This is a genomic window from Pseudolabrys sp. FHR47 (assembly GCF_005153485.1).
In the GTDB taxonomy this organism is placed as follows: Bacteria; Pseudomonadota; Alphaproteobacteria; order Rhizobiales; family Xanthobacteraceae; genus Pseudolabrys.
In genome coordinates this window covers 2,018,453-2,035,567 of record NZ_CP039740.1, presented here as the reverse complement: position 1 = coordinate 2,035,567, position 17,115 = coordinate 2,018,453, and the positions used below count along the sequence as shown (strand labels likewise).

Sequence of the window (17,115 nt, the reverse complement as noted above, 5' to 3'; positions counted from 1 at the left end):
GCGCAGGGCAGATGAATATGCTGCCCTCGAGGCGTCATGTAAAACCGGTATCCCCTCCTGATCGGATGCGAGGGTGAAATTTCCCTTTTCGCGCCACGCCTGTTTCGCCCCGATGGCTATCCTTATATAAGGGCCAGCGAATTCTAACCCGATCAGCGTTTGGAGACTGCAATGACCCTGGCAATCGGCGATATCGCGCCGGATTTCGAAGCGGACGCCACCGAAGGCAAAATCCGCTTCCATGAATGGCTCGGCGATTCATGGGCGGTGCTTTTCTCGCACCCCAAGGACTTCACGCCGGTCTGCACCACCGAACTCGGCACCATGGCGCGGCTGAAGCCGGAGTTCGACAAGCGCAACACCAAGATCATCGGCCTGTCGGTCGATCCGGTCGACAACCACGCCAAGTGGTCGGTCGACATCAAGGAGATCGTCGGCTTCGCGCCGAACTATCCGATGATCGGCGATACCGACCTGAAAGTGGCCAAGCTCTACGGCATGCTGCCGGCGTCGACTTCGGGCACCTCGGAAGGCCGTACCCCGGCCGACAACCAGACCGTCCGCAACGTCTTCGTCATCGGCCCGGACAAGAAGATCAAGCTGATCCTGGTCTATCCGATGACCACCGGCCGCAACTTCGACGAGATCCTGCGCGTCATCGACTCCCTGCAGCTCAATGCCAAGCATCGCGTCGCGACGCCGGCGAACTGGAAACAGGGCGAGGACATCATCATCACCGGCGCGGTGAGCGACGAGGAAGCCAAGAAGATCTGGCCCGGCGGCTACAAGCAGCCCCGCCCCTATATCCGCATCGCGCCGCAGCCCAAGTGAGGGTCGAGTGAGGGCGAAGTCAGCGGCGAAATAGGCCGCGACAGCGCGAACCCGGTTTGGCTATAGATCGAGGGCGCGGGCACCAACCCGCGCCCTTTTGCTTTTTGCCTGGCCGGTCCGGAGCTCTTTCGAATGTCTGTCAACGAAGTCGCCTTCAAGCAACCGCCCTTTGCCGACTACCTCGGCCTGAAAGTCACCCACATGTCGGCCGACAAGGTCACCGCCGAACTGCCGATGCGCGAGGATCTCAACAACCGCTTCAACATCATGCATGGCGGTGCCATCATGGCGCTGGCCGATAATCTCGGCGGCACCGCGACCTCGGCCAATCTGAAGCCCGGCCAGACCACGACGACCATCGAGAGCAAGACTAATTTCTTTGCCGCCATCCCGGTTGGCGACACGGCTTACGCCGAGTGCACGCCTCTGCATCGCGGCCGCACCACCATGGTCTGGCAGACCCGCATCACCCGCAACGACGGCCGGCTTTGCGCGCTGGTCACGCAGACGCAGTTGGTGATGGAGAAGAAGTAGCCGTTATTTGGCACGTGACGCCGCGGCCGGCTTTGCCGGTCCGGCGCGATTGACGATGAGCACACCGGCGGCACACACCACCATGCCGAAAATCGACAGCGCGTCGAGTTTCTCGCCGAACAAGAAATAGGCCATCAGCGCCGTGGTCGCCGGCACCAGATAGAACAGGCTGGCAAAGCGCGTCGCCGCCGAACGGCGGATCAGCCAGTACATCAGGCCGATGGTCGCGATCGACAGGACGACGGCCAGCCAGGCCAGCGCCGCGACCAGCTCAACGCTCCAGTGAATGACGCGGGTCTCGAATGCGAAGGCGATGAGCCAGAACGCGACGGCAACGCCGAGATACTGGATGGTGTTGCCGCTGCGCCAGTCGATGCCGCCACTGAACCGCTTCTGGTAAAGCGAGCCGAGCGTGATCCCGATGAGCGACACGACGCTGGCGATCCAGCCGAGCGTGCTCGCTTCGGCCAGCATCTGACGATCGTGCAGCACCAGCGCGACGCCGCCGAGGCCGAGCACGAGGCCAACCCACTGCTGCGGCGTCACCTTCTCCCCCATGAACCGGTTGGCGATGGTCGAGGTGAGGATCGGCTGCAGGCCGGGAATGAGCGCCGAGATGCCGGCGGGCACGCCCTGGGCGATCGCAAGAAATACGCCGCCGAGATAAACGCCGTGCACCAGCAGGCCGGAAACAAAACTGTGACCGATGTCCGCTCTTGTCAGCAGTGGCGCGCGAGAGACCACCGCGATGAGAGCCATCAACACAACGACAGCCGAGAACCGCACGGCAAGGAAGGTCATCGGCTCGATGTAAGGCAGGCCGAAGCGCGTGCCGATGAAGCCCGTACTCCACAGGAGGACGAAAAGGATCGGCGCCGAGGCGACCGCCAATTTCGATAGCCGCAAATCCGGCATAGCTGACATGTTGTGAGAAAGTTCCGGCTACCATAGCCCGGCATGGGCAGGAAACGGCGCTATAGCATTTCGTAGAGGCGCAACACACCATTTGTTCCGACGGAAACGGGATGTTCCACCGGTTCGGCGCACGCAACTTTTGCGTCATACGGACGTTCTTTGTCTCAAGCCACTGCGCAAATTGTGGAACCAGGAGGAACTGCCATGAGCGACCCACGTCTCAACGATCCGCGTTTCGATACGCGCCCGACCGATCCGACCTTGCGCAATGCGGAATTCCGCCGCGCCGGTTCGAGTTCTACAAGTTCGACTTGGGCTTGGGTCGGCGGCATCGCCGCCGTGATCCTGATTGCGATTCTCGTGATGGGCAATTGGCATACGGGCACTGACACCGGCACGCCGGTGACCGCGAACAATCCGGCCGCCACCGCGCCGGCTGGCTCGCCTCCTGCCCGCAACGTGACGCCACCAAGCACGACCGGCTCGGGCGCTACGTCGCCTGCTCCGAGCCAGCCGGCGCCGCAGAACAATCAGTAAGGCTGACCGGCAACGCCGCTGAACGACGCCGCGCCTTCACGGGCGCGGCTTCTTTTCTGTGCTCGTTATTCTTCAATTGAAGATGAGCACCAAAAAGGTCGCGAACAGGACAAGATGGACACCACCCAGCAGGATGTTGGTCGGTGCGCCGGAGAACGTCATCTGCGAGATCACCAAGGTGAGACCGAGCAGGATCGCCTGGGCCGGCGGCAGACCGAGATCGAGCGGCGTTCCGGTCACGAGGCTGATGATCAGCATCGCCGGAATGGTCAGACCGATGGTCGAGAGCGCGGAGCCGAGCGACAGATTGACCGAGCGTTGCAGGTGATTGTGCGCCGCCGCCCGGAACGATGACAGCCCTTCCGGCGACAATACCAATATGGCGATGACGATACCGCCGAGCGCGGTCGGCGCGTGCAGCTTTTCCAGGCTGAAGTCTATGATGCCGGCGAGCGGTTCGGCGAGCAGCACCACCGGCAGCAGCGACAGCACCAGCAGCATTGCGTGCGCCCAGACCGGATAACGCGCGGTGGCGTGATCGTCGTTGGTTGCCCCGCCCGCTTCGGTGAAGAAGGCGCGATGCCGCATGGTCTGGATCGCCAGGAAGCCGGCATAAAGCGAGCCGGTCAGCACGGTAAAGACAACCGCCTGCCACCATGTCAGCGCCGCGCGCGACGCCGAATACGTGAAGGTCGGGAGCACCAGAGAGATCACCGACAGGCTGGTGATGACGGCGAGGAAAGCGATGGCGCCCTGCAGGCTGTATTGCTGCTGCTTGTGACGCAGCGCACCGATGATGACCGACGTGCCGACCATGCCGTTCAGCACGATCATCAGCACCGCGAACACGGTGTCGCGCGGCAACGTCGGATTGGGGTCGCCTGAGAGCATGACCGTGGCCATGATCGTCACTTCGATCGTGACCACCGACAAAGTGAGGATCAGCGTGCCATAGGGCTCGCCGCAGAACTGTGCCAGCGCCTCGGCGTGGCGCACCACGGCAAAGGCACACCAGATCATGACCGCGAACATCCAGACAAACAGCGTGGCGGTGACAGCGAGATTGCCGAAGTTCGCGACCCAGCCGTGGCCGATGGTGAAAATCAGCAGCGTCGTTGCAACACCGACCAACATAGGCAGTTCGGCGCGCAGCACGGCGGCCATAGAAGGCCCCGCGGCTCCGGATTTCTTGGCGTCGGCTTCGGCGGTCATGAAGTTCCAGGAGTTGCGAATCGCGCGGGACGGATCGGTATCAACATCCTAACATGCCCGCCGCACGCCCACGGCGCCGTCCCACGAATGAACCCGCGCAAATACTACGGCGGTTCGTTGGGCAATGCGGCGCCACCATCGCGCCGCAGCATCGAACTTCGTTTCTTGCCCCGCCCGCACGCGCTAGTCTTGACCACGATAACAACAAAGGCCGGGCACCATGTCCGCCGATCAGGGAGGTCGTCCATGCGCGCTGCGTCATCGCGGCTGTCGTCGCTCTGCAATTGCGGCCAGGTTCACGGCGCGTTCAACCGCCGCGCATTTCTCGCCGGCGGGGCCGCGGCCTTCGCCTGCGCGGCGACACCACTCGCCGGTTTCCTGCCCAAGGCCTATGCGCAGGCCAAAGGCAGCATCATCGATGTCCATCACCACATCTCGCCGCCGAGCTGGGTCGCGGGTTTGAAAAGCGTGAAGATGGATTCGCCGCCGGTGAACAACTGGTCGGTCGAGAAGACCCTCGATGACATGGACAAAGGCGGCGTCGGCGTCGCCATCACCTCGCCAACCACGCCGCAGGCCTCGCCGTTCGATGCGCCGACAGCGGCGCGCATCGCCCGCGAGTCCAACGAATTCGCCAAGAAGCTGGAAAGCAACCATCCGAACCGCTTCGGCACCTGGGCGATGCTGCCGCTGCCGCATGTGAACGAGAGCCTGAAAGAAATCGAATACGCCTTCGACACGCTGAAGGTGGACGGTGTCGGCGTGATGACCAGTTACGGCAACAAGTGGCTCGGCTATGCCGAATTCGAGCCGGTGTGGGCTGAGCTGAACCGCCGCAAGGCCACCGTCTATACGCACCCGACCGCCGCCAATTGCTGCGTCAACCTGGTGCGCGATATCGACCCCGCCCTCATTGAATTCGGCACCGACACGACGCGTTCGATCTTCACCATCATTTTCTCCGGCTTCGGTGAGAAATATCCCGACATCAACTGGATCTGGTCGCATGGCGGCGGCTCGATCACCGCGTTCTACGAGCGCTTCACGGTGCAATCGATTGCCCGGCCTCCTTATGCCGGCAAGGTGACCCGCGCGCAGATCGACAAGCAGATCGGCCGCTTCTATTACGACACCGCGGCCATCCCTAACGAAGTGACACTGTCGGCGCTTGCCAAGATGGTGCCGGCCTCGCAGATCGTGTTCGGCACGGATTATCCCTATCGCCGTGCCGCCGAATACATCAAACCGATCGAAAGCTTCTTCAAGCCTGATGAAGTGACGATGATCAAGCGCGACAATGCGCTGAAGCTGGTGCCGCGGCTGAAGACGGCGTGAGCATGTAGCCCGGTGACAGGCTCAGCGCAATCCGGGGCGGCAAGCGCCGACCCGGATTCGCTTACGCTCATCCGGGCTACAGCTTCCCATTGATGCCGGCCCGCTAATGCAGCCCGACGAAACGGCGTAACGTTTCCACCGTCGCTTCGGCGTCGCGCGGCTCCTCCGTGGTGAGCACGGTGGTCTCGCCCGAACGCCGGTGCAGCACGCTGTGATAGATCGTGGCGCCGGACAGACCGTCCTGCTCCGACTTCACCGCGATGTCGTCGATGTCGCCGAGCGGGAACTCGACCGGCGCCGCGTTCCAGAACATCAGCTTCTTGCGCTGGAGCACGGCTTTGCCGGCGGCCTTGTCGAGTGTCAGGGTCGTCGTGCCGTCCGTTAGAACGACTTTGTTGGTTCCAGTCTCAATGTTGGCCATCGGGCCCTCCTTTGAGTTGGTTCCTTTCCCTTTGCAACGTTGTTTATAGCACAAAAGATGCGAGTCGAGTGCGCGGCGTGAGGTCGCGCGGCGTCGGATGACAATGATGTGACGCCCAGGCGCTGCCAAACGTCGCATCGCAACAAACCGGCCGGCGGCCGCCGCGCGTTACGCACCTGTCACATTGGCGCGCGAGACACGTTGCACCTGCCATCGTTCAAAGGATCAATCACCATGACTACCCGCCGCACCATGCTCCGCACCGGCGCCGCCGCCGCTTTCGTGCTCGCCGCGCTGGCCGCGCCCGCCTCCGCGCAGACCATCGACAACAGCGCGCTAACCTCGTCCGACTTCCGCCCCCATGCCCGCACCTTCGGCCTCGTCTACACGCTGCCGGCCGAGGTCAACGCCACGCTCGCCGCCACCGTCGGCGGCCCGCTCAAGGAAAAGCTACTCAATGCCGGCCTCGCCACCGAAGCGGCGATGTTCAACATTCCGCACGTCACCGTCGTGCATGTGCATAACGCCGATCCGGCGACGCCGGACAAGATGCTCAAGGCGCTGCCGAAGCTGCCGCCGGTGCTGACCGTGACGCTCAAGAACTTCTACACGACGGAAGCGGCTAAGGGCGCCGGCCGGCCGTGGTGGCTCGACCTCGGCATCGTCAAGGAAGGCGCGAGCTACGAGGCCATGCACGCCTTCAACACCGCCGCCACCGCCGCGCTGACCCCGCTGCGCGACGGCCCGCTGCCGCGCTGCACCGGCCCGGTCTATGCCGCGATGGGCGACGCCGCCAAGGACCTGGTCAAGACGGTGGGCGTCTCCGGCGTCAATATCGTCAAGGACGGCAAGGAAGTGCGCTCGTATAACCCGCACAACACGCTGGTCTACAGCATGGCGAAGTTCACGCCCGAAGTTCAGGCGGCCATGAACCAGACGGCCAAGCAGTTCAACCAGATCCTGCCCGACGGCATTCCGGTCACGTTCAAGACGGTGTCGATCGTCGAACTCGGCTTCGCCGGCAATGTGCTGCGCGAGATTTATCGCATCGATCTGGAGACCGGCAAGGCTCTCGCCGTCGCCACCGGCAAGATGGCAGCGCTGAACTGATCGCTCGACGACTTCGGCGGCCGGCGCATTATGTGCCGGCCGTCTTTCGTCCTACCGGACAATTACTTGATCCCCGCCGGACAGGCACGCGCCGCCACGCGCGTGTCGCAGACACCGACCTTCTTCAGGTACAACGTCCAGGTCGCCGTCTGCTCCTTCGACGGCGTCGCCTTGAACGCCTTCTGCACGACGTAGAAGCTGTCCTTGCCGGCGATGGCCTTCATGAAGGTGAACTCCGGCTTGCCGGTGTCCTTGTTGAGCGGGCAGGACGACAGCCACATCGTGATCGGATAACCGTTCTCGACCGCGCTCGCGATCGGCGCGCTTTCGGCGCCGGGACAGGACTTGCTCCACAACGCCGTGATGCGATCGCGAAACTGCTCCGGCGTGGCTTTGAGGCCGTTGAACACCTGCACCGTGACCATCTCGGTCCAGTCACGAACGCTCTCGGCCTTGGGCACCATCTCGGTGATCTGCACATTGCCCTGCTTCTTCTGGAAATCGATCTTGTAGCCATCGGGCAACGAGACCAAAAGGTTCTCGCCTTCGAAGCCGAAGGCCGGCGCAGACAGCGCCAGCAGAAGGACGATGGCAGGCAGGCGGAGCATGGCGACTGCAGGCATGCCGGCGAAAGACGGCTTCATGAAAATCACTCGAGATGGCTTGCGCGCATATTCAACGCCGCGGCGGTTGTCATCAAGTCATCGCGTCGGCCCGCGCGCGGATACCGCCGCATTATCACGTTACCATTTGATACGGCCGACATGCCGAACGCATTCCGTTTGCTCAGCATAAGAATTGGCCTAAGCTTCGACAGCCTGTTTCCCACGCGGGGTTCGCCATGCCGAACTATTGCCTCGGGACTTGGCCGGTCGCCATCGTCGCATTTCTCATTGCCATCACCACAACGACGCAGCTCGAGGCCGCCACATGCGGCTCGCCGCCCGACCCGCGCGTCAACACCGGCGGCTACATCAGTTGGTGCGTCTGCATGGGCGGCGTTTACAACACCGGCACGACCGCCTGCGTGGGCGCGCGGGGGCCGAAGACCGGCGGCGGCACGGCCGAAGGGCCCGGCTTCAACTGGCCGGCGCAGCATTGGTATTGCCGGGCGCGCGCCAGCAACGGCGCCAATGGCTGGGCTCGCTACGCCGACCGGAGCCAGGCGGAAAGCGAAGCCGTCAACAATTGCAGCCAGCATTCGGGCGGCCGCGCCTGCCGCGTGGTCGGCTGCAGCCATGTCGGCAACACGGCGGCATCCGACGGAGCAGCCGCTATCGGAGCGAATTGGCAATGCCGCGCCCGCGCCAGCAACGGCGCATCGGGCTGGGGCAGCGCCTCCAGCCGCGCGGGCGCCGAGCGCAACGCGCTGGGCTATTGCGACCGCTACGCGCGCGGATCGGCCTGCCGGATCGTCGGCTGCACGGCGGATGGCCAACCGGTCGCGACAGGCTCGCCCTCTTCGCCTCCACCCGAGCCGCCCGCCACATCGACCGCGCCGGTCACCGCCGCGCCGCCCTTCACCGAGCTGCGCGAGCCGACCGCCAGATGCGGCGGCCGCATCTGTCTCGCCGACCAGACCTGCGGACCTACGAACCGCTGCTACAATCCGAACACGCATTTCTATTGCGGCACGACGCGCTGCGTGAAGGGCCGCAACTACGCCGCCAATACCGCATGCGGCAAATGCGGCGATGCGCCGGCGCAGGCCGGCCGCGTCGCGCCGCTGTCGCCGTTCCCCTTCGGCGCGCAGACCTGCGACCAGTGCTATTGGAAACTGAAGGCCGATATCCGCTTCGGCTGGATCACTGGCCGAAAGCGCGACTACATCCTCGGCGCCATCTCCGGCTATGAAAACTGCAAGCAGAAGGCGACCGGCACCTGCACCGCGCCGGACGGCTTCCGCACCGCGGTGCGCGGCTGCGCCAGCCGGAGTTTCAACGACGCCGGCTCGCGCGCCTGCGTGAGCCAGGTGCTGACCAACGCGCCGTGAGACGCCTGCGCGTCGAACCGATTGCACAGGCATGTGATCGCTTCCTCCTACGTCGCGTGAAAGCCGCTCGTATCGCCGGCGGACATGCGGCATCGCCCGTGTTGTTTGATCGGCGTCGGGTGCGCCGGACTTCCCTGCCCTCATCGCATGATGAGGGAATGGCGCGCCGCGAGGCGCTTCCGTGTCCTTACGTGCCACGCGCGCGCATCGACCGGATGCGAGCGCGCGGGCGCCTCTCGGCGCGCCATCGCGGCGATTTCTGTTCGCGGGGCCGTGCTTCCGGGTGCCGGTCAGCGATCGCGCCTCCTTGTGAGAGGCAACGACCTCCGGCGGGCTTTCGCCCGCCTTCACCGAACCCCCGTCCAGCCATTGAAGGCAGAGCCCCGTAGTGGGCCCGGACGGCTACCCGCGACCTCCCGGGTGCGTGGCTGCGAACCACGCCCGCGGGCGCCGCATTCCACCCCACCCTCACGACGCCTCATGAGAGCGCCCCTCGGTGGATGGAACGAGACTAGGACAGCATACCTTGGGAATGACGTCAACAGGATGGCGGATTATTTTCTGCCTCGCCGCACCAGGCACAGACACCCGCTCAGGTGAGGCTCAGCAGCGTCATGACGACCACCGTGACGATGCGCGCCAGATCCGCCCAGCGGCGATCGCCTTCATAGCGCCCGGCGGACCGCCAGACGGCGACCGCGACAAAGACGTTGTACGGAACCGAGAACGCATAACCCGCGACGAAGGCCGCCAGCGTGTAGCCGTGCAGCAGCAGCGTGAAGAACAGGATCGTGGTTGCGCCATTGACCGCAATGGCGCCGAACACGGCCCAGTTCCAGAACACTTGCGAGAGCGGCACCTCGCCGTGCCAGAGGCGGTGAAGGAGGGACATGGGCAGGAAGGCTACACCACTTTGCGGGCCCGCGTGCGCGCCTACCCCTGCTTGGCAAAATGCTTCGGCGGCGTGTCGGGCGGCAGCGCGACCCAGGCGTGGCGCGTTTCCTCCCACACCGCGATTTGCGGCGCCGGGAATTGAGGATCGGCGAAAGCGCCGATGGCCACGGCGACATGATCGGGAAAGCTCTCGCTAGTCCAATAGACCGTCGAGCCGCAGACCGGACAGAAATTGAAGGTGACCGTGCTGCCGCTCTCGGCTGTGCGCTGCCACTGCGTCGCCTGGCCGGTGACCGCGACCTGCTCATGTTTGAAGCGCGCCTGATTGCTGATCACCGCGCCGGTGCGGCGCTGGCACTCCAGGCAATGGCACATCGAAACGCGCACGGGTTCGCCGGAGATGGTCAGGCGGAGCTGGCCGCAGCTGCAAGAGGCGTGGCGCGTGGGCATGGAATGACTCCTAGAATTTGGACATGGCCGCGCTCCACAGCCTAACTCATGGCTGGGCATCACACATCTTCAGGCCCACCCAATTTTTGCCTACGTTCAAACTCCTTAAACAAACGATTGTAGTCTTCGTAGTGCCAAGTCAGCTTTCGAACCAGATCGATAAGATTCCAAGTCTTGGTACAAACGTAGATCAGCAAGCCGACATCCACTGCGACTACATAAATATTTAGATTGATGCATGGCACAATTCGAACAAGAATCGCCGCCAAAACCGAGAATAGAAGAAGACCAATTTGAAATATCAAAGTCGCCTGAGGCCAGAAAAGAAACTGATCGAAAAGATTCTCGTCTTTGAGGTAACTAGAAAAGGGATACTCAGAAACCATACGCTGGACTTGGGTCATCGTCGCTACTGATACGGAACCTAAAAATCCGGCGACTACCGCTACCGACGACAACATAGTGACCGATTGATCATCCCCGATGGTCAAAGACGAAATTTGCTTCAAAAGAACAACGGCGGCGACCGGAACTCCCACGCTGAGCAACAAACACCACGGAAAAAACGCTCGCCAAGACCTATTGCGCGCCGAAGAACGCAGCGCGTCTGCAAATATCTCCCAAAAATCCGGAGGGCTACTCATCTTTTCCAATATTTTTAAATTTCACCACGATCTGCCTCATCCGATGAACAAACTTCTGAGAGAATGGATACTCTTCTTTTCCTTCAATCTGTATCCGCACGCCAATATTTTCGCCGACAACTTCTTTATCGGCGCTTTCCGACAACTCACGGCGCTGGCTTGGCTTCGGAACCGCAATCTCAACGCCCTTGTCCTCAGTAAACGCTCTGAAGCCGACCTTTGCGTGACCGCTTGTTTGAAGCTCCTGCACTGCGCTCAAAAACCCGCCATTTAACTTGAGCGGATCTGAAATTGCTCCTTGTATCGAACCATTTAATTTTTTGATGTGGTCAAGCTTTCGACTCTCATCTAACTGCTTACCAAGATCACCGGTGTGAGGATTCACCGGAAAGACTTCGTACAACACCTCGACGACACGAAATCTATTGACAGCCTTTCTCAGGTCAAATGTCTCGCTGATTTCGTCGACTGTTAGAAGCAGCTTTTTCCGATGAGCAAGAACTCTATGCAAACGCTGCATCGCTGCATTTGCCCTCACCCCTCCTGTATCGGTACACATGATCATTCTCAAACGCGGGTAACAAATAAATGCCGCGTGTGGATAATCATCGTCATCAACGTTTACACGAGCCGTGATGTCGTCATGACTGTCGTAGGCGGTCACCTCCCTTTTTGTGGAGTGTCTACCGACAAGCCCGATAAAATCGACGCCATAGTTTCGAAGATGCATAAGAACCGAATCTCGCTTTCCGCGATATTCAGCGTATCTTCCATCAATATCCGGCCCCTTGGCCTCGTCAAAAATTTTAAACTGACGATCTGGATTAATCTCTTTTCCTTCAGTGGTACTCAGTTCGTAGCGATATAGCTTGTACTGCATTGCCCCGGCCTCCCCGGAGAGCAGTATGTCATGAAAATAAATTCAACACTAGATTGAGCGCCTCCGACCTCACACCGGCAAATTATCGTGCTTGCGCTTCGGCATCTCGGCCGTCTTGTTCTTCAGCATCGCCAGCGCGCGGGCGATGCGGCGGCGGGTGGAGTGCGGCATGATGACGTCGTCGATATAGCCGCGCTCGGCGGCGACGAAGGGTGACAGGAAGCGGTCTTCGTATTGCTTGGTCTGCGCCGCGATCTGCTCGGGCGTGCCGCCGCGGAAGATGATCTCGACCGCGCCCTTGGCGCCCATCACTGCGATCTGCGCCGTCGGCCAGGCGTAATTGAGATCGCCGCCGACATGTTTCGACGCCATCACGTCATAGGCCCCGCCGAAGGCCTTGCGCGTGATGACGGTGACGAGCGGCACGGTGCACTGGCTGTAGGCGAACAAGAGCTTGGCGCCGTGCTTGATCAGGCCGCCATATTCCTGGTCGGTGCCCGGCAGGAAGCCCGGCACATCGACGAAGGTGACAATCGGAATGTTGAAGGCATCGCAGAAGCGCACGAAGCGCGCCGCCTTGCGCGAGGCATCCGAGTCGAGCACGCCGGCCAGCACCATCGGCTGGTTGGCGACGAAGCCGACCGTGGAGCCCGCGACGCGGCCGAAGCCGATGACGATGTTCTTGGCGTAAGCGGCCGACAATTCGAAGAAGTCGCCCTCGTCCACCACCTTGGTGATGAGCTCCTTGATGTCATAGGGCTTGTTCGGATTGTCGGGGATCAGCGTGTCCAGCGATTCGTCGATGGCGTCGATGTCGTCGAAGGTCGGCCAGGACGGCGGCCCGGCCTCGAAATTCGACGGCAGGAAATCCATCAGCCGGCGCATCTGAAGAAGACAATCGACGTCATTTTCAAATGAACCGTCGGCGACGCCGGACTTGGCGGTGTGCACGCTGGCGCCGCCGAGTTCTTCGGCGGTGACGACCTCGTTGGTCACGGTCTTCACCACATCGGGGCCGGTGACGAACATGTAGGACGTGTCGCGCACCATGAAGATAAAATCAGTCATGGCCGGCGAATAGACATCGCCGCCGGCGCAGGGGCCCATGATGACGCTGATCTGCGGGATGACGCCGGAGGCCATGACGTTGCGGCGGAAGACTTCGCCGTAGCCACCGAGCGCGGCGACGCCTTCCTGGATGCGGGCGCCGCCGGCGTCGAACAGGCCGATGATGGGCGCGCGCGCCTTCATCGCCATGTCCTGCACCTTGATGATCTTCTGCGCGTGGGTCTCGCTGAGCGAGCCGCCGAACACGGTGAAGTCCTTGGAGAACAGGTAGACGATGCGGCCGTTGATGGTGCCCCAGCCGGTGACGACGCCGTCGCCGGGGATTTTGGTTTTCTCCATGCCGAAGTCGTTCGAGCGGTGCTCGACGAACATGTCGATTTCCTCGAACGAGCCCTTGTCGAGCAAGAGTTCGATGCGCTCGCGGGCGGTCAGCTTGCCGCGCTTGTGCTGGGCGTCGATGCGCTTTTCGCCGCCGCCCAGGCGGGCTTCCGCGCGCCGCTCTTCCAGTCTGTCGAGGATGTCCTTCATGGTCGCTTCCGGCCCCTGCCTTGTCTCGTCTCGGCCGGAGAATGTCACAGCCTTGGGTGCGCTGCAAAAGGGCTGTCGGGGTGGCTTCACATCCCCGCCAATCCCCCCTAGAAGCCCCGCATGACCGAGCCGACGACCTCTCCGCAGACCATCGCCCAGATCCTGCAACAGGGCCTTTTCCACCACCGCCAGGGCCAGCTCCGGGCGGCCATGGAGCGGTATATGGAGGTGCTGCGGATCAATCCGGAGCATGCCGAGGCGCTGTATTGCTGCGCCGTGGTCGCCTGCGCCGAGGGCCAGTTCAAGGAAGGCGTCGAGGTCGTGCGCCGGGCCATCAAGTTCGGGCCCGCCACCGCCAAGATGTACAACCTGCTCGGCCAGGCGCTGGACCGGCTCGGCGAGCCGATGGAGGCGATCAAGGCCATCGACCAGGCCATCGCGCTCGACCCCAAGCTCGCCGCCGCCCATGGCAACCGCGCCAATATTCTGGTCGACGCGGGGATGCCGCTCGAGGCTCTGAAAAGCTTCGACACGGCGATTGCGCTCGATCCGGCCTCGGTGCCGGACCTGATCAACCGCGGCGCGCTCCTGGAGACCATCGGCCGGCCGGCCGACGCGCTCAAGGATTACGACAAGGCGCTGATGGGCGCGCCCGGGGATCCGCGTATCCTGATGAACCGCGGCGCGGTGCTGAAAGATCTTGGCCTCATCGAGCTCGCCGGCGGCGCGGACAGCAGCGCGCATTTTGCCGAAGCGATCTCGTCCTACGACCGCGCCATCAAGGCCGCGCCGCGCACGCACGAAGCCTTCGCCGCGCGCGGCCAGCTCAAGCTGCTCACCGGGGACTGGCCTTCGGGCTTTGCCGATTACGATCATCGCGGCCAGTTGCCGGAGCCGACCTACAAGGCCCTGCCCGATCCGCGCTGGCACGGCGAAGAGCGCGAGGGCGAGCGCATCGTGCTCACCGCCGAGCAAGGGCTCGGCGACGCCATCCAGTTCGCGCGGCTGGCGCCGTGGCTGGCTTCGCAAGGCCATGACGTGACGCTCATGGTGCGGCCGGGCCTCAAGGCGCTGATGTCGACCTTGAAGGGCGTCACCATCGTCACCAGCGAGGAAGAACTGCGTGCCGATCCGCGGCCGATCCGCTGGGCGCCGCTGATGAGCGTACCGGGTATTCTCAAGATCGAGGCCGACGCCATTCCGGGCGAGACACCGTATCTGTTCGCCGAAGCGGCGCGCGTTGCCAAATGGCGCGAGACGCTCGGACCGAAGAAAAAGCTGCGCATCGGCATCAACTGGGCGCCGGGCCATGCCGACCGCACCATCCGCTCACGCCGCGATATTCCGCTCGTCGCCTTCAAGGCGATCGCGGACCTGCCCGATGTCGAACTCATTTCGTTTCAGAAAGGCGCGCCGGCCGAGCAGATCAAGGGCGTCGCCTTCCGCGACCTGATCAAGCCGGCCGACGCCGACAACGATCCGAACGCACCGCTCTTCCTCGACACCGCGGCGCTGATGCAGAATCTCGACCTCATCGTCACCGGCGACACCTCGGTGCCGCATCTGGCCGCCGCGCTGGGACGGCCGGTGTTCCTCCTGGTGTCGGCGATCTCCGACTGGCGCTGGCTGCTCAAGCGCGACGACGCGCCGTGGTATCCGACCATGCGCATTTTCCGCCAGGGCGCCGACGGCGACTGGGCAGCGCTGATGACGAAGGTCGCGGCGGCGGTGACCGAAATGCGCAGCCGGACGAACGAACATAGCTGACCGTCACAAAAGCGAAATGGAACTTTGCAGGTTCCTGCCTATTATCGACACATCCCTGCCAACAAAGGATGTGCGTCATGGCTTCTCCCGCCACTCCCCGTTTGAGAACCCCGACCGACCTCGGCGACAACGCCCGCAAGGACATTGCCGGCGCCGTCAACGCCCTGCTCGCCGACGCCTTCGCGCTCTACATCAAGACCAAGAATTTCCACTGGCACGTCAGCGGCCCGCATTTCCGCGACTATCACCTGCTGCTCGACGAGCAAGCGGCGGAGATCCTCGCCACCACCGATGAACTCGCCGAGCGCGTGCGCAAGATCGGCGGCAATACCATCCGCTCGATCGGCGACATCGCCAAGAAGACGCGCATCGCCGACAACGACGCCGCCTATGTCTCGCCCGAGGATATGCTCGCCGAATTGCGCGACGACACTCAGCGCGTCATCACCGCGATGCGCGAGACGCATGATCTGTGCGACGAGCATAACGACGTCGCCACCGCGAGCTTGCTCGAGAACTACATCGACGCCGCCGAGAAGCGCGTCTGGTTCCTCTACGAGATCGGCCGCAAGGGAAGTCCGGACGGGCATTGAGGTCGAAACAGATGAACGACACCGGATCGGTCAACGGCGTCCCTCGGCTCCTGGTGCGCGCCGAGGGCGCCGCGTTGCTTGCTATCGCCGCCCTGCTCTATGCGAAAGCCGGCGAATCCTGGTGGCTGTTCGCCGTGCTGTTTCTCGCGCCGGACCTCAGCTTCGCCGGCTATCTCGGCGGCCCGCGCCTCGGCGCCATTGTCTATAATGGCGCGCATACTCTGATCGTACCGGCGGCGCTCGGTATGGCCGGCCTACTGCTCGCCAATACGCTGGTCATCGCGCTGGCGCTGATCTGGGCCGCGCATATCGGCTTCGACCGCATGCTCGGCTACGGCCTGAAATATGCCGCGGGCTTTGCCTTCACCCATCTCGGCCGCATCGGACGCAACGCCTAGCCGCCGCGCAACGCTGCCAATCACAAACTGCGCCGCCTTCACAGCGTCAGTGTCCAACCCAGTTCTCGAAATCCATCGGCGCGACATTGCTGCCGCACAGAACCGTTGCGACAGTCTTCCCGCGAAAGCGCTCGGGGTTTTCGAGAATGCTGGCAACGCCCAGAGCGCCCGCCGGCTCGACGATCAGACCTGAGTGCCTGTACAAGAGCTTCATCGCCTCAACGATGCTGGCTTCCTCGACCAGCAGCGCGTCGTCGATGATTTCCAGCATGTCGGCGAGAACTTCCGGGATGGTGTAGCGGCCAGCGACACCATCGGCGATCGTATTCGGCGATCCGGATTCGACCACGGCGCCGGCGAGATAAGACCGCGTCAGCGCCGGCGCATTTTGCGGCTGAACCGTCCAGACGCGGGTGTCCGGGCGGCTGGATTTCACCGCTAGGGCAATACCCGTCGCCATCGCGCCGGCGCCGAGCGAAACCAGAACGCAATCCAGAGACGGCAGACTGGCAAGCTCCAAACCGATGGTGCCCGCCCCTTCGCAGGTGTCGATGTTCTTGCTGTCCTCAACCAGGAAGGCGCCGGTCCGCCGCGAATGATCGATCGCGGCATCGAGCGCTTCCTCGATCTGACCCTCCACCAGCATAACGGTTGCACCGAGCGCCTTCATGCGTTCGATCTTCAACGGGTTGGCGGCGGATGACGCAGTGACGGTGACGCCGAATCCCCGGTTGTTGCCGCAATAGGCGAGCGCCTGTCCAAGATTGCCGGCGCTGGCGCAAACCACGGCTCTCTCGCCGCCGGCTTCTTGCCGATTGGCCAGCACCAGTTCGGTCCCGCGCCCCTTGAAACAGCGCACCGGGTTCAACGTCTCAACCTTGAGCACGATGCGGCATCCCAAAACCCGGCTGAGATGCGGGCAGCAATACTGCGGCGTGTTCTGGAAAACGCCGTCGATCTTGTGAACGGCCGTCTTGATGCGGTCGACGCTGAGTCTTGTCATGA

19 protein-coding genes are annotated in these 17,115 nt (G+C 62.8%); 9 read left to right on the top strand and 10 right to left on the bottom strand.

The window, feature by feature from the left end; all coding sequences use genetic code 11:
• Positions 1–171 precede the first annotated feature (171 nt).
• Positions 172–831, top strand: coding sequence for a peroxiredoxin (locus E8Q40_RS10005; protein WP_137044261.1), 660 nt, complete (start codon positions 172–174; stop codon positions 829–831).
• A gap of 132 nt (positions 832–963) precedes the next feature.
• Positions 964–1,365, top strand: a complete 402-nt coding sequence (locus tag E8Q40_RS10000) for a PaaI family thioesterase (RefSeq protein WP_137044259.1) — start codon at positions 964–966, stop codon at positions 1,363–1,365.
• 3 nt (positions 1,366–1,368) lie between these two features.
• Here E8Q40_RS10000 and E8Q40_RS09995 read toward each other — a convergent pair whose 3' ends face one another.
• Positions 1,369–2,289: a DMT family transporter gene (locus tag E8Q40_RS09995; protein WP_246663061.1), complete on the bottom strand. Its 921-nt coding sequence runs from the start codon at positions 2,287–2,289 to the stop codon at positions 1,369–1,371.
• Positions 2,290–2,484: 195 nt separating this feature from the next.
• Between E8Q40_RS09995 and E8Q40_RS09990 the strand changes: the two genes are divergently transcribed.
• Positions 2,485–2,817 carry a hypothetical protein gene (locus E8Q40_RS09990; RefSeq protein WP_137044257.1) on the top strand — a complete coding sequence of 111 codons (333 nt, stop codon included), beginning with the start codon at positions 2,485–2,487 and terminating at the stop codon, positions 2,815–2,817.
• 72 nt (positions 2,818–2,889) lie between these two features.
• Here the strand turns inward: E8Q40_RS09990 and E8Q40_RS09985 are convergent, their stop codons facing one another.
• Positions 2,890–4,029 (bottom strand): calcium:proton antiporter, encoded by a 1,140-nt coding sequence (locus tag E8Q40_RS09985; protein ID WP_205995757.1) that lies wholly within the window; start codon positions 4,027–4,029, stop codon positions 2,890–2,892.
• A gap of 246 nt (positions 4,030–4,275) precedes the next feature.
• Between E8Q40_RS09985 and E8Q40_RS09980 the strand changes: the two genes are divergently transcribed.
• Positions 4,276–5,364 carry an amidohydrolase family protein gene (locus E8Q40_RS09980; protein ID WP_168197793.1) on the top strand — a complete coding sequence of 363 codons (1,089 nt, stop codon included), beginning with the start codon at positions 4,276–4,278 and terminating at the stop codon, positions 5,362–5,364.
• A gap of 103 nt (positions 5,365–5,467) precedes the next feature.
• Here the strand turns inward: E8Q40_RS09980 and E8Q40_RS09975 are convergent, their stop codons facing one another.
• Positions 5,468–5,785, bottom strand: coding sequence for a hypothetical protein (locus E8Q40_RS09975; protein ID WP_137044254.1), 318 nt, complete (start codon positions 5,783–5,785; stop codon positions 5,468–5,470).
• 234 nt (positions 5,786–6,019) lie between these two features.
• Between E8Q40_RS09975 and E8Q40_RS09970 the strand changes: the two genes are divergently transcribed.
• Positions 6,020–6,895 carry a hypothetical protein gene (locus tag E8Q40_RS09970; RefSeq protein WP_246663060.1) on the top strand — a complete coding sequence of 292 codons (876 nt, stop codon included), beginning with the start codon at positions 6,020–6,022 and terminating at the stop codon, positions 6,893–6,895.
• Between the two features lie 62 nt (positions 6,896–6,957).
• Here E8Q40_RS09970 and E8Q40_RS09965 read toward each other — a convergent pair whose 3' ends face one another.
• Entirely contained in the window at positions 6,958–7,539 is a 582-nt protein-coding gene (locus E8Q40_RS09965; protein ID WP_137044252.1) for a hypothetical protein, read from the bottom strand.
• A gap of 197 nt (positions 7,540–7,736) precedes the next feature.
• Here E8Q40_RS09965 and E8Q40_RS09960 point away from each other — a divergent pair, with 197 nt between their 5' ends.
• A complete protein-coding gene (locus tag E8Q40_RS09960) occupies positions 7,737–8,888 on the top strand; it encodes a DUF4189 domain-containing protein (protein WP_137044250.1) in 1,152 nt (383 codons plus the stop codon).
• Positions 8,889–9,480: 592 nt separating this feature from the next.
• Here the strand turns inward: E8Q40_RS09960 and E8Q40_RS09955 are convergent.
• The 5 genes from E8Q40_RS09955 to E8Q40_RS09935 form a co-directional block, all read right to left on the bottom strand.
• Positions 9,481–9,780: a hypothetical protein gene (locus tag E8Q40_RS09955; RefSeq protein WP_137044248.1), complete on the bottom strand. Its 300-nt coding sequence runs from the start codon at positions 9,778–9,780 to the stop codon at positions 9,481–9,483.
• A gap of 41 nt (positions 9,781–9,821) precedes the next feature.
• Positions 9,822–10,232, bottom strand: coding sequence for a GFA family protein (locus E8Q40_RS09950; RefSeq protein ID WP_137044246.1), 411 nt, complete (start codon positions 10,230–10,232; stop codon positions 9,822–9,824).
• Positions 10,233–10,291: 59 nt separating this feature from the next.
• Complete coding sequence (locus tag E8Q40_RS09945; RefSeq protein ID WP_137044245.1) at positions 10,292–10,876, bottom strand: hypothetical protein; 585 nt, start codon at positions 10,874–10,876, stop codon at positions 10,292–10,294.
• On the bottom strand, positions 10,869–11,756 hold the full coding sequence (locus tag E8Q40_RS09940) for a hypothetical protein (RefSeq protein ID WP_137044243.1): 888 nt from the start codon (positions 11,754–11,756) through the stop codon (positions 10,869–10,871). The genes E8Q40_RS09945 and E8Q40_RS09940 overlap by 8 nt, the downstream gene beginning before the upstream one ends.
• Positions 11,757–11,825: 69 nt before the next feature.
• Positions 11,826–13,352 (bottom strand): acyl-CoA carboxylase subunit beta, encoded by a 1,527-nt coding sequence (locus E8Q40_RS09935; RefSeq protein ID WP_137044241.1) that lies wholly within the window; start codon positions 13,350–13,352, stop codon positions 11,826–11,828.
• 120 nt (positions 13,353–13,472) lie between these two features.
• On the opposite strand from E8Q40_RS09935, the gene E8Q40_RS09930 reads away from it, so the two are divergent.
• The 3 genes from E8Q40_RS09930 (at position 13,473) to E8Q40_RS09920 (ending at position 16,110) form a co-directional block, all read left to right on the top strand.
• Positions 13,473–15,119, top strand: a complete 1,647-nt coding sequence (locus E8Q40_RS09930; RefSeq protein WP_137044239.1) for a tetratricopeptide repeat protein — start codon at positions 13,473–13,475, stop codon at positions 15,117–15,119.
• A gap of 77 nt (positions 15,120–15,196) precedes the next feature.
• The gene (locus E8Q40_RS09925) at positions 15,197–15,712 is read left to right on the top strand and encodes a Dps family protein (protein ID WP_137044237.1); all 516 of its coding nucleotides are present in this window, start codon (positions 15,197–15,199) and stop codon (positions 15,710–15,712) included.
• 11 nt (positions 15,713–15,723) lie between these two features.
• A complete protein-coding gene (locus tag E8Q40_RS09920) occupies positions 15,724–16,110 on the top strand; it encodes a DUF4260 domain-containing protein (RefSeq protein ID WP_137044235.1) in 387 nt (128 codons plus the stop codon).
• A 46-nt stretch (positions 16,111–16,156) separates the two neighbouring features.
• Here the strand turns inward: E8Q40_RS09920 and E8Q40_RS09915 are convergent, their stop codons facing one another.
• Entirely contained in the window at positions 16,157–17,113 is a 957-nt protein-coding gene (locus E8Q40_RS09915) for a threonine/serine dehydratase (protein ID WP_137044233.1), read from the bottom strand.
• Positions 17,114–17,115 lie beyond the last annotated feature (2 nt).

What these genes read in the sequence shown, in the direction of transcription:
- E8Q40_RS09975 (WP_137044254.1), bottom strand. Translation starts at nt 5,785, where the DNA reads ATGGCCAACATTGAGACTGGAACCAACAAAGTCGTTCTAACGGACGGC.
- E8Q40_RS09935 (WP_137044241.1), bottom strand. Translation starts at nt 13,352, where the DNA reads ATGAAGGACATCCTCGACAGACTGGAAGAGCGGCGCGCGGAAGCCCGC.
- E8Q40_RS09990 (WP_137044257.1), top strand. Translation starts at nt 2,485, where the DNA reads ATGAGCGACCCACGTCTCAACGATCCGCGTTTCGATACGCGCCCGACC.
- E8Q40_RS09920 (WP_137044235.1), top strand. Translation starts at nt 15,724, where the DNA reads ATGAACGACACCGGATCGGTCAACGGCGTCCCTCGGCTCCTGGTGCGC.
- E8Q40_RS09980 (WP_168197793.1), top strand. Translation starts at nt 4,276, where the DNA reads ATGCGCGCTGCGTCATCGCGGCTGTCGTCGCTCTGCAATTGCGGCCAG.
- E8Q40_RS09940 (WP_137044243.1), bottom strand. Translation starts at nt 11,756, where the DNA reads ATGCAGTACAAGCTATATCGCTACGAACTGAGTACCACTGAAGGAAAA.
- E8Q40_RS09925 (WP_137044237.1), top strand. Translation starts at nt 15,197, where the DNA reads ATGGCTTCTCCCGCCACTCCCCGTTTGAGAACCCCGACCGACCTCGGC.
- E8Q40_RS09985 (WP_205995757.1), bottom strand. Translation starts at nt 4,029, where the DNA reads ATGACCGCCGAAGCCGACGCCAAGAAATCCGGAGCCGCGGGGCCTTCT.
- E8Q40_RS09970 (WP_246663060.1), top strand. Translation starts at nt 6,020, where the DNA reads ATGACTACCCGCCGCACCATGCTCCGCACCGGCGCCGCCGCCGCTTTC.
- E8Q40_RS09915 (WP_137044233.1), bottom strand. Translation starts at nt 17,113, where the DNA reads ATGACAAGACTCAGCGTCGACCGCATCAAGACGGCCGTTCACAAGATC.
- E8Q40_RS09965 (WP_137044252.1), bottom strand. Translation starts at nt 7,539, where the DNA reads ATGAAGCCGTCTTTCGCCGGCATGCCTGCAGTCGCCATGCTCCGCCTG.
- E8Q40_RS09945 (WP_137044245.1), bottom strand. Translation starts at nt 10,876, where the DNA reads ATGAGTAGCCCTCCGGATTTTTGGGAGATATTTGCAGACGCGCTGCGT.
- E8Q40_RS09955 (WP_137044248.1), bottom strand. Translation starts at nt 9,780, where the DNA reads ATGTCCCTCCTTCACCGCCTCTGGCACGGCGAGGTGCCGCTCTCGCAA.
- E8Q40_RS09960 (WP_137044250.1), top strand. Translation starts at nt 7,737, where the DNA reads ATGCCGAACTATTGCCTCGGGACTTGGCCGGTCGCCATCGTCGCATTT.
- E8Q40_RS09930 (WP_137044239.1), top strand. Translation starts at nt 13,473, where the DNA reads ATGACCGAGCCGACGACCTCTCCGCAGACCATCGCCCAGATCCTGCAA.
- E8Q40_RS09995 (WP_246663061.1), bottom strand. Translation starts at nt 2,289, where the DNA reads ATGTCAGCTATGCCGGATTTGCGGCTATCGAAATTGGCGGTCGCCTCG.
- E8Q40_RS10005 (WP_137044261.1), top strand. Translation starts at nt 172, where the DNA reads ATGACCCTGGCAATCGGCGATATCGCGCCGGATTTCGAAGCGGACGCC.
- E8Q40_RS10000 (WP_137044259.1), top strand. Translation starts at nt 964, where the DNA reads ATGTCTGTCAACGAAGTCGCCTTCAAGCAACCGCCCTTTGCCGACTAC.
- E8Q40_RS09950 (WP_137044246.1), bottom strand. Translation starts at nt 10,232, where the DNA reads ATGCCCACGCGCCACGCCTCTTGCAGCTGCGGCCAGCTCCGCCTGACC.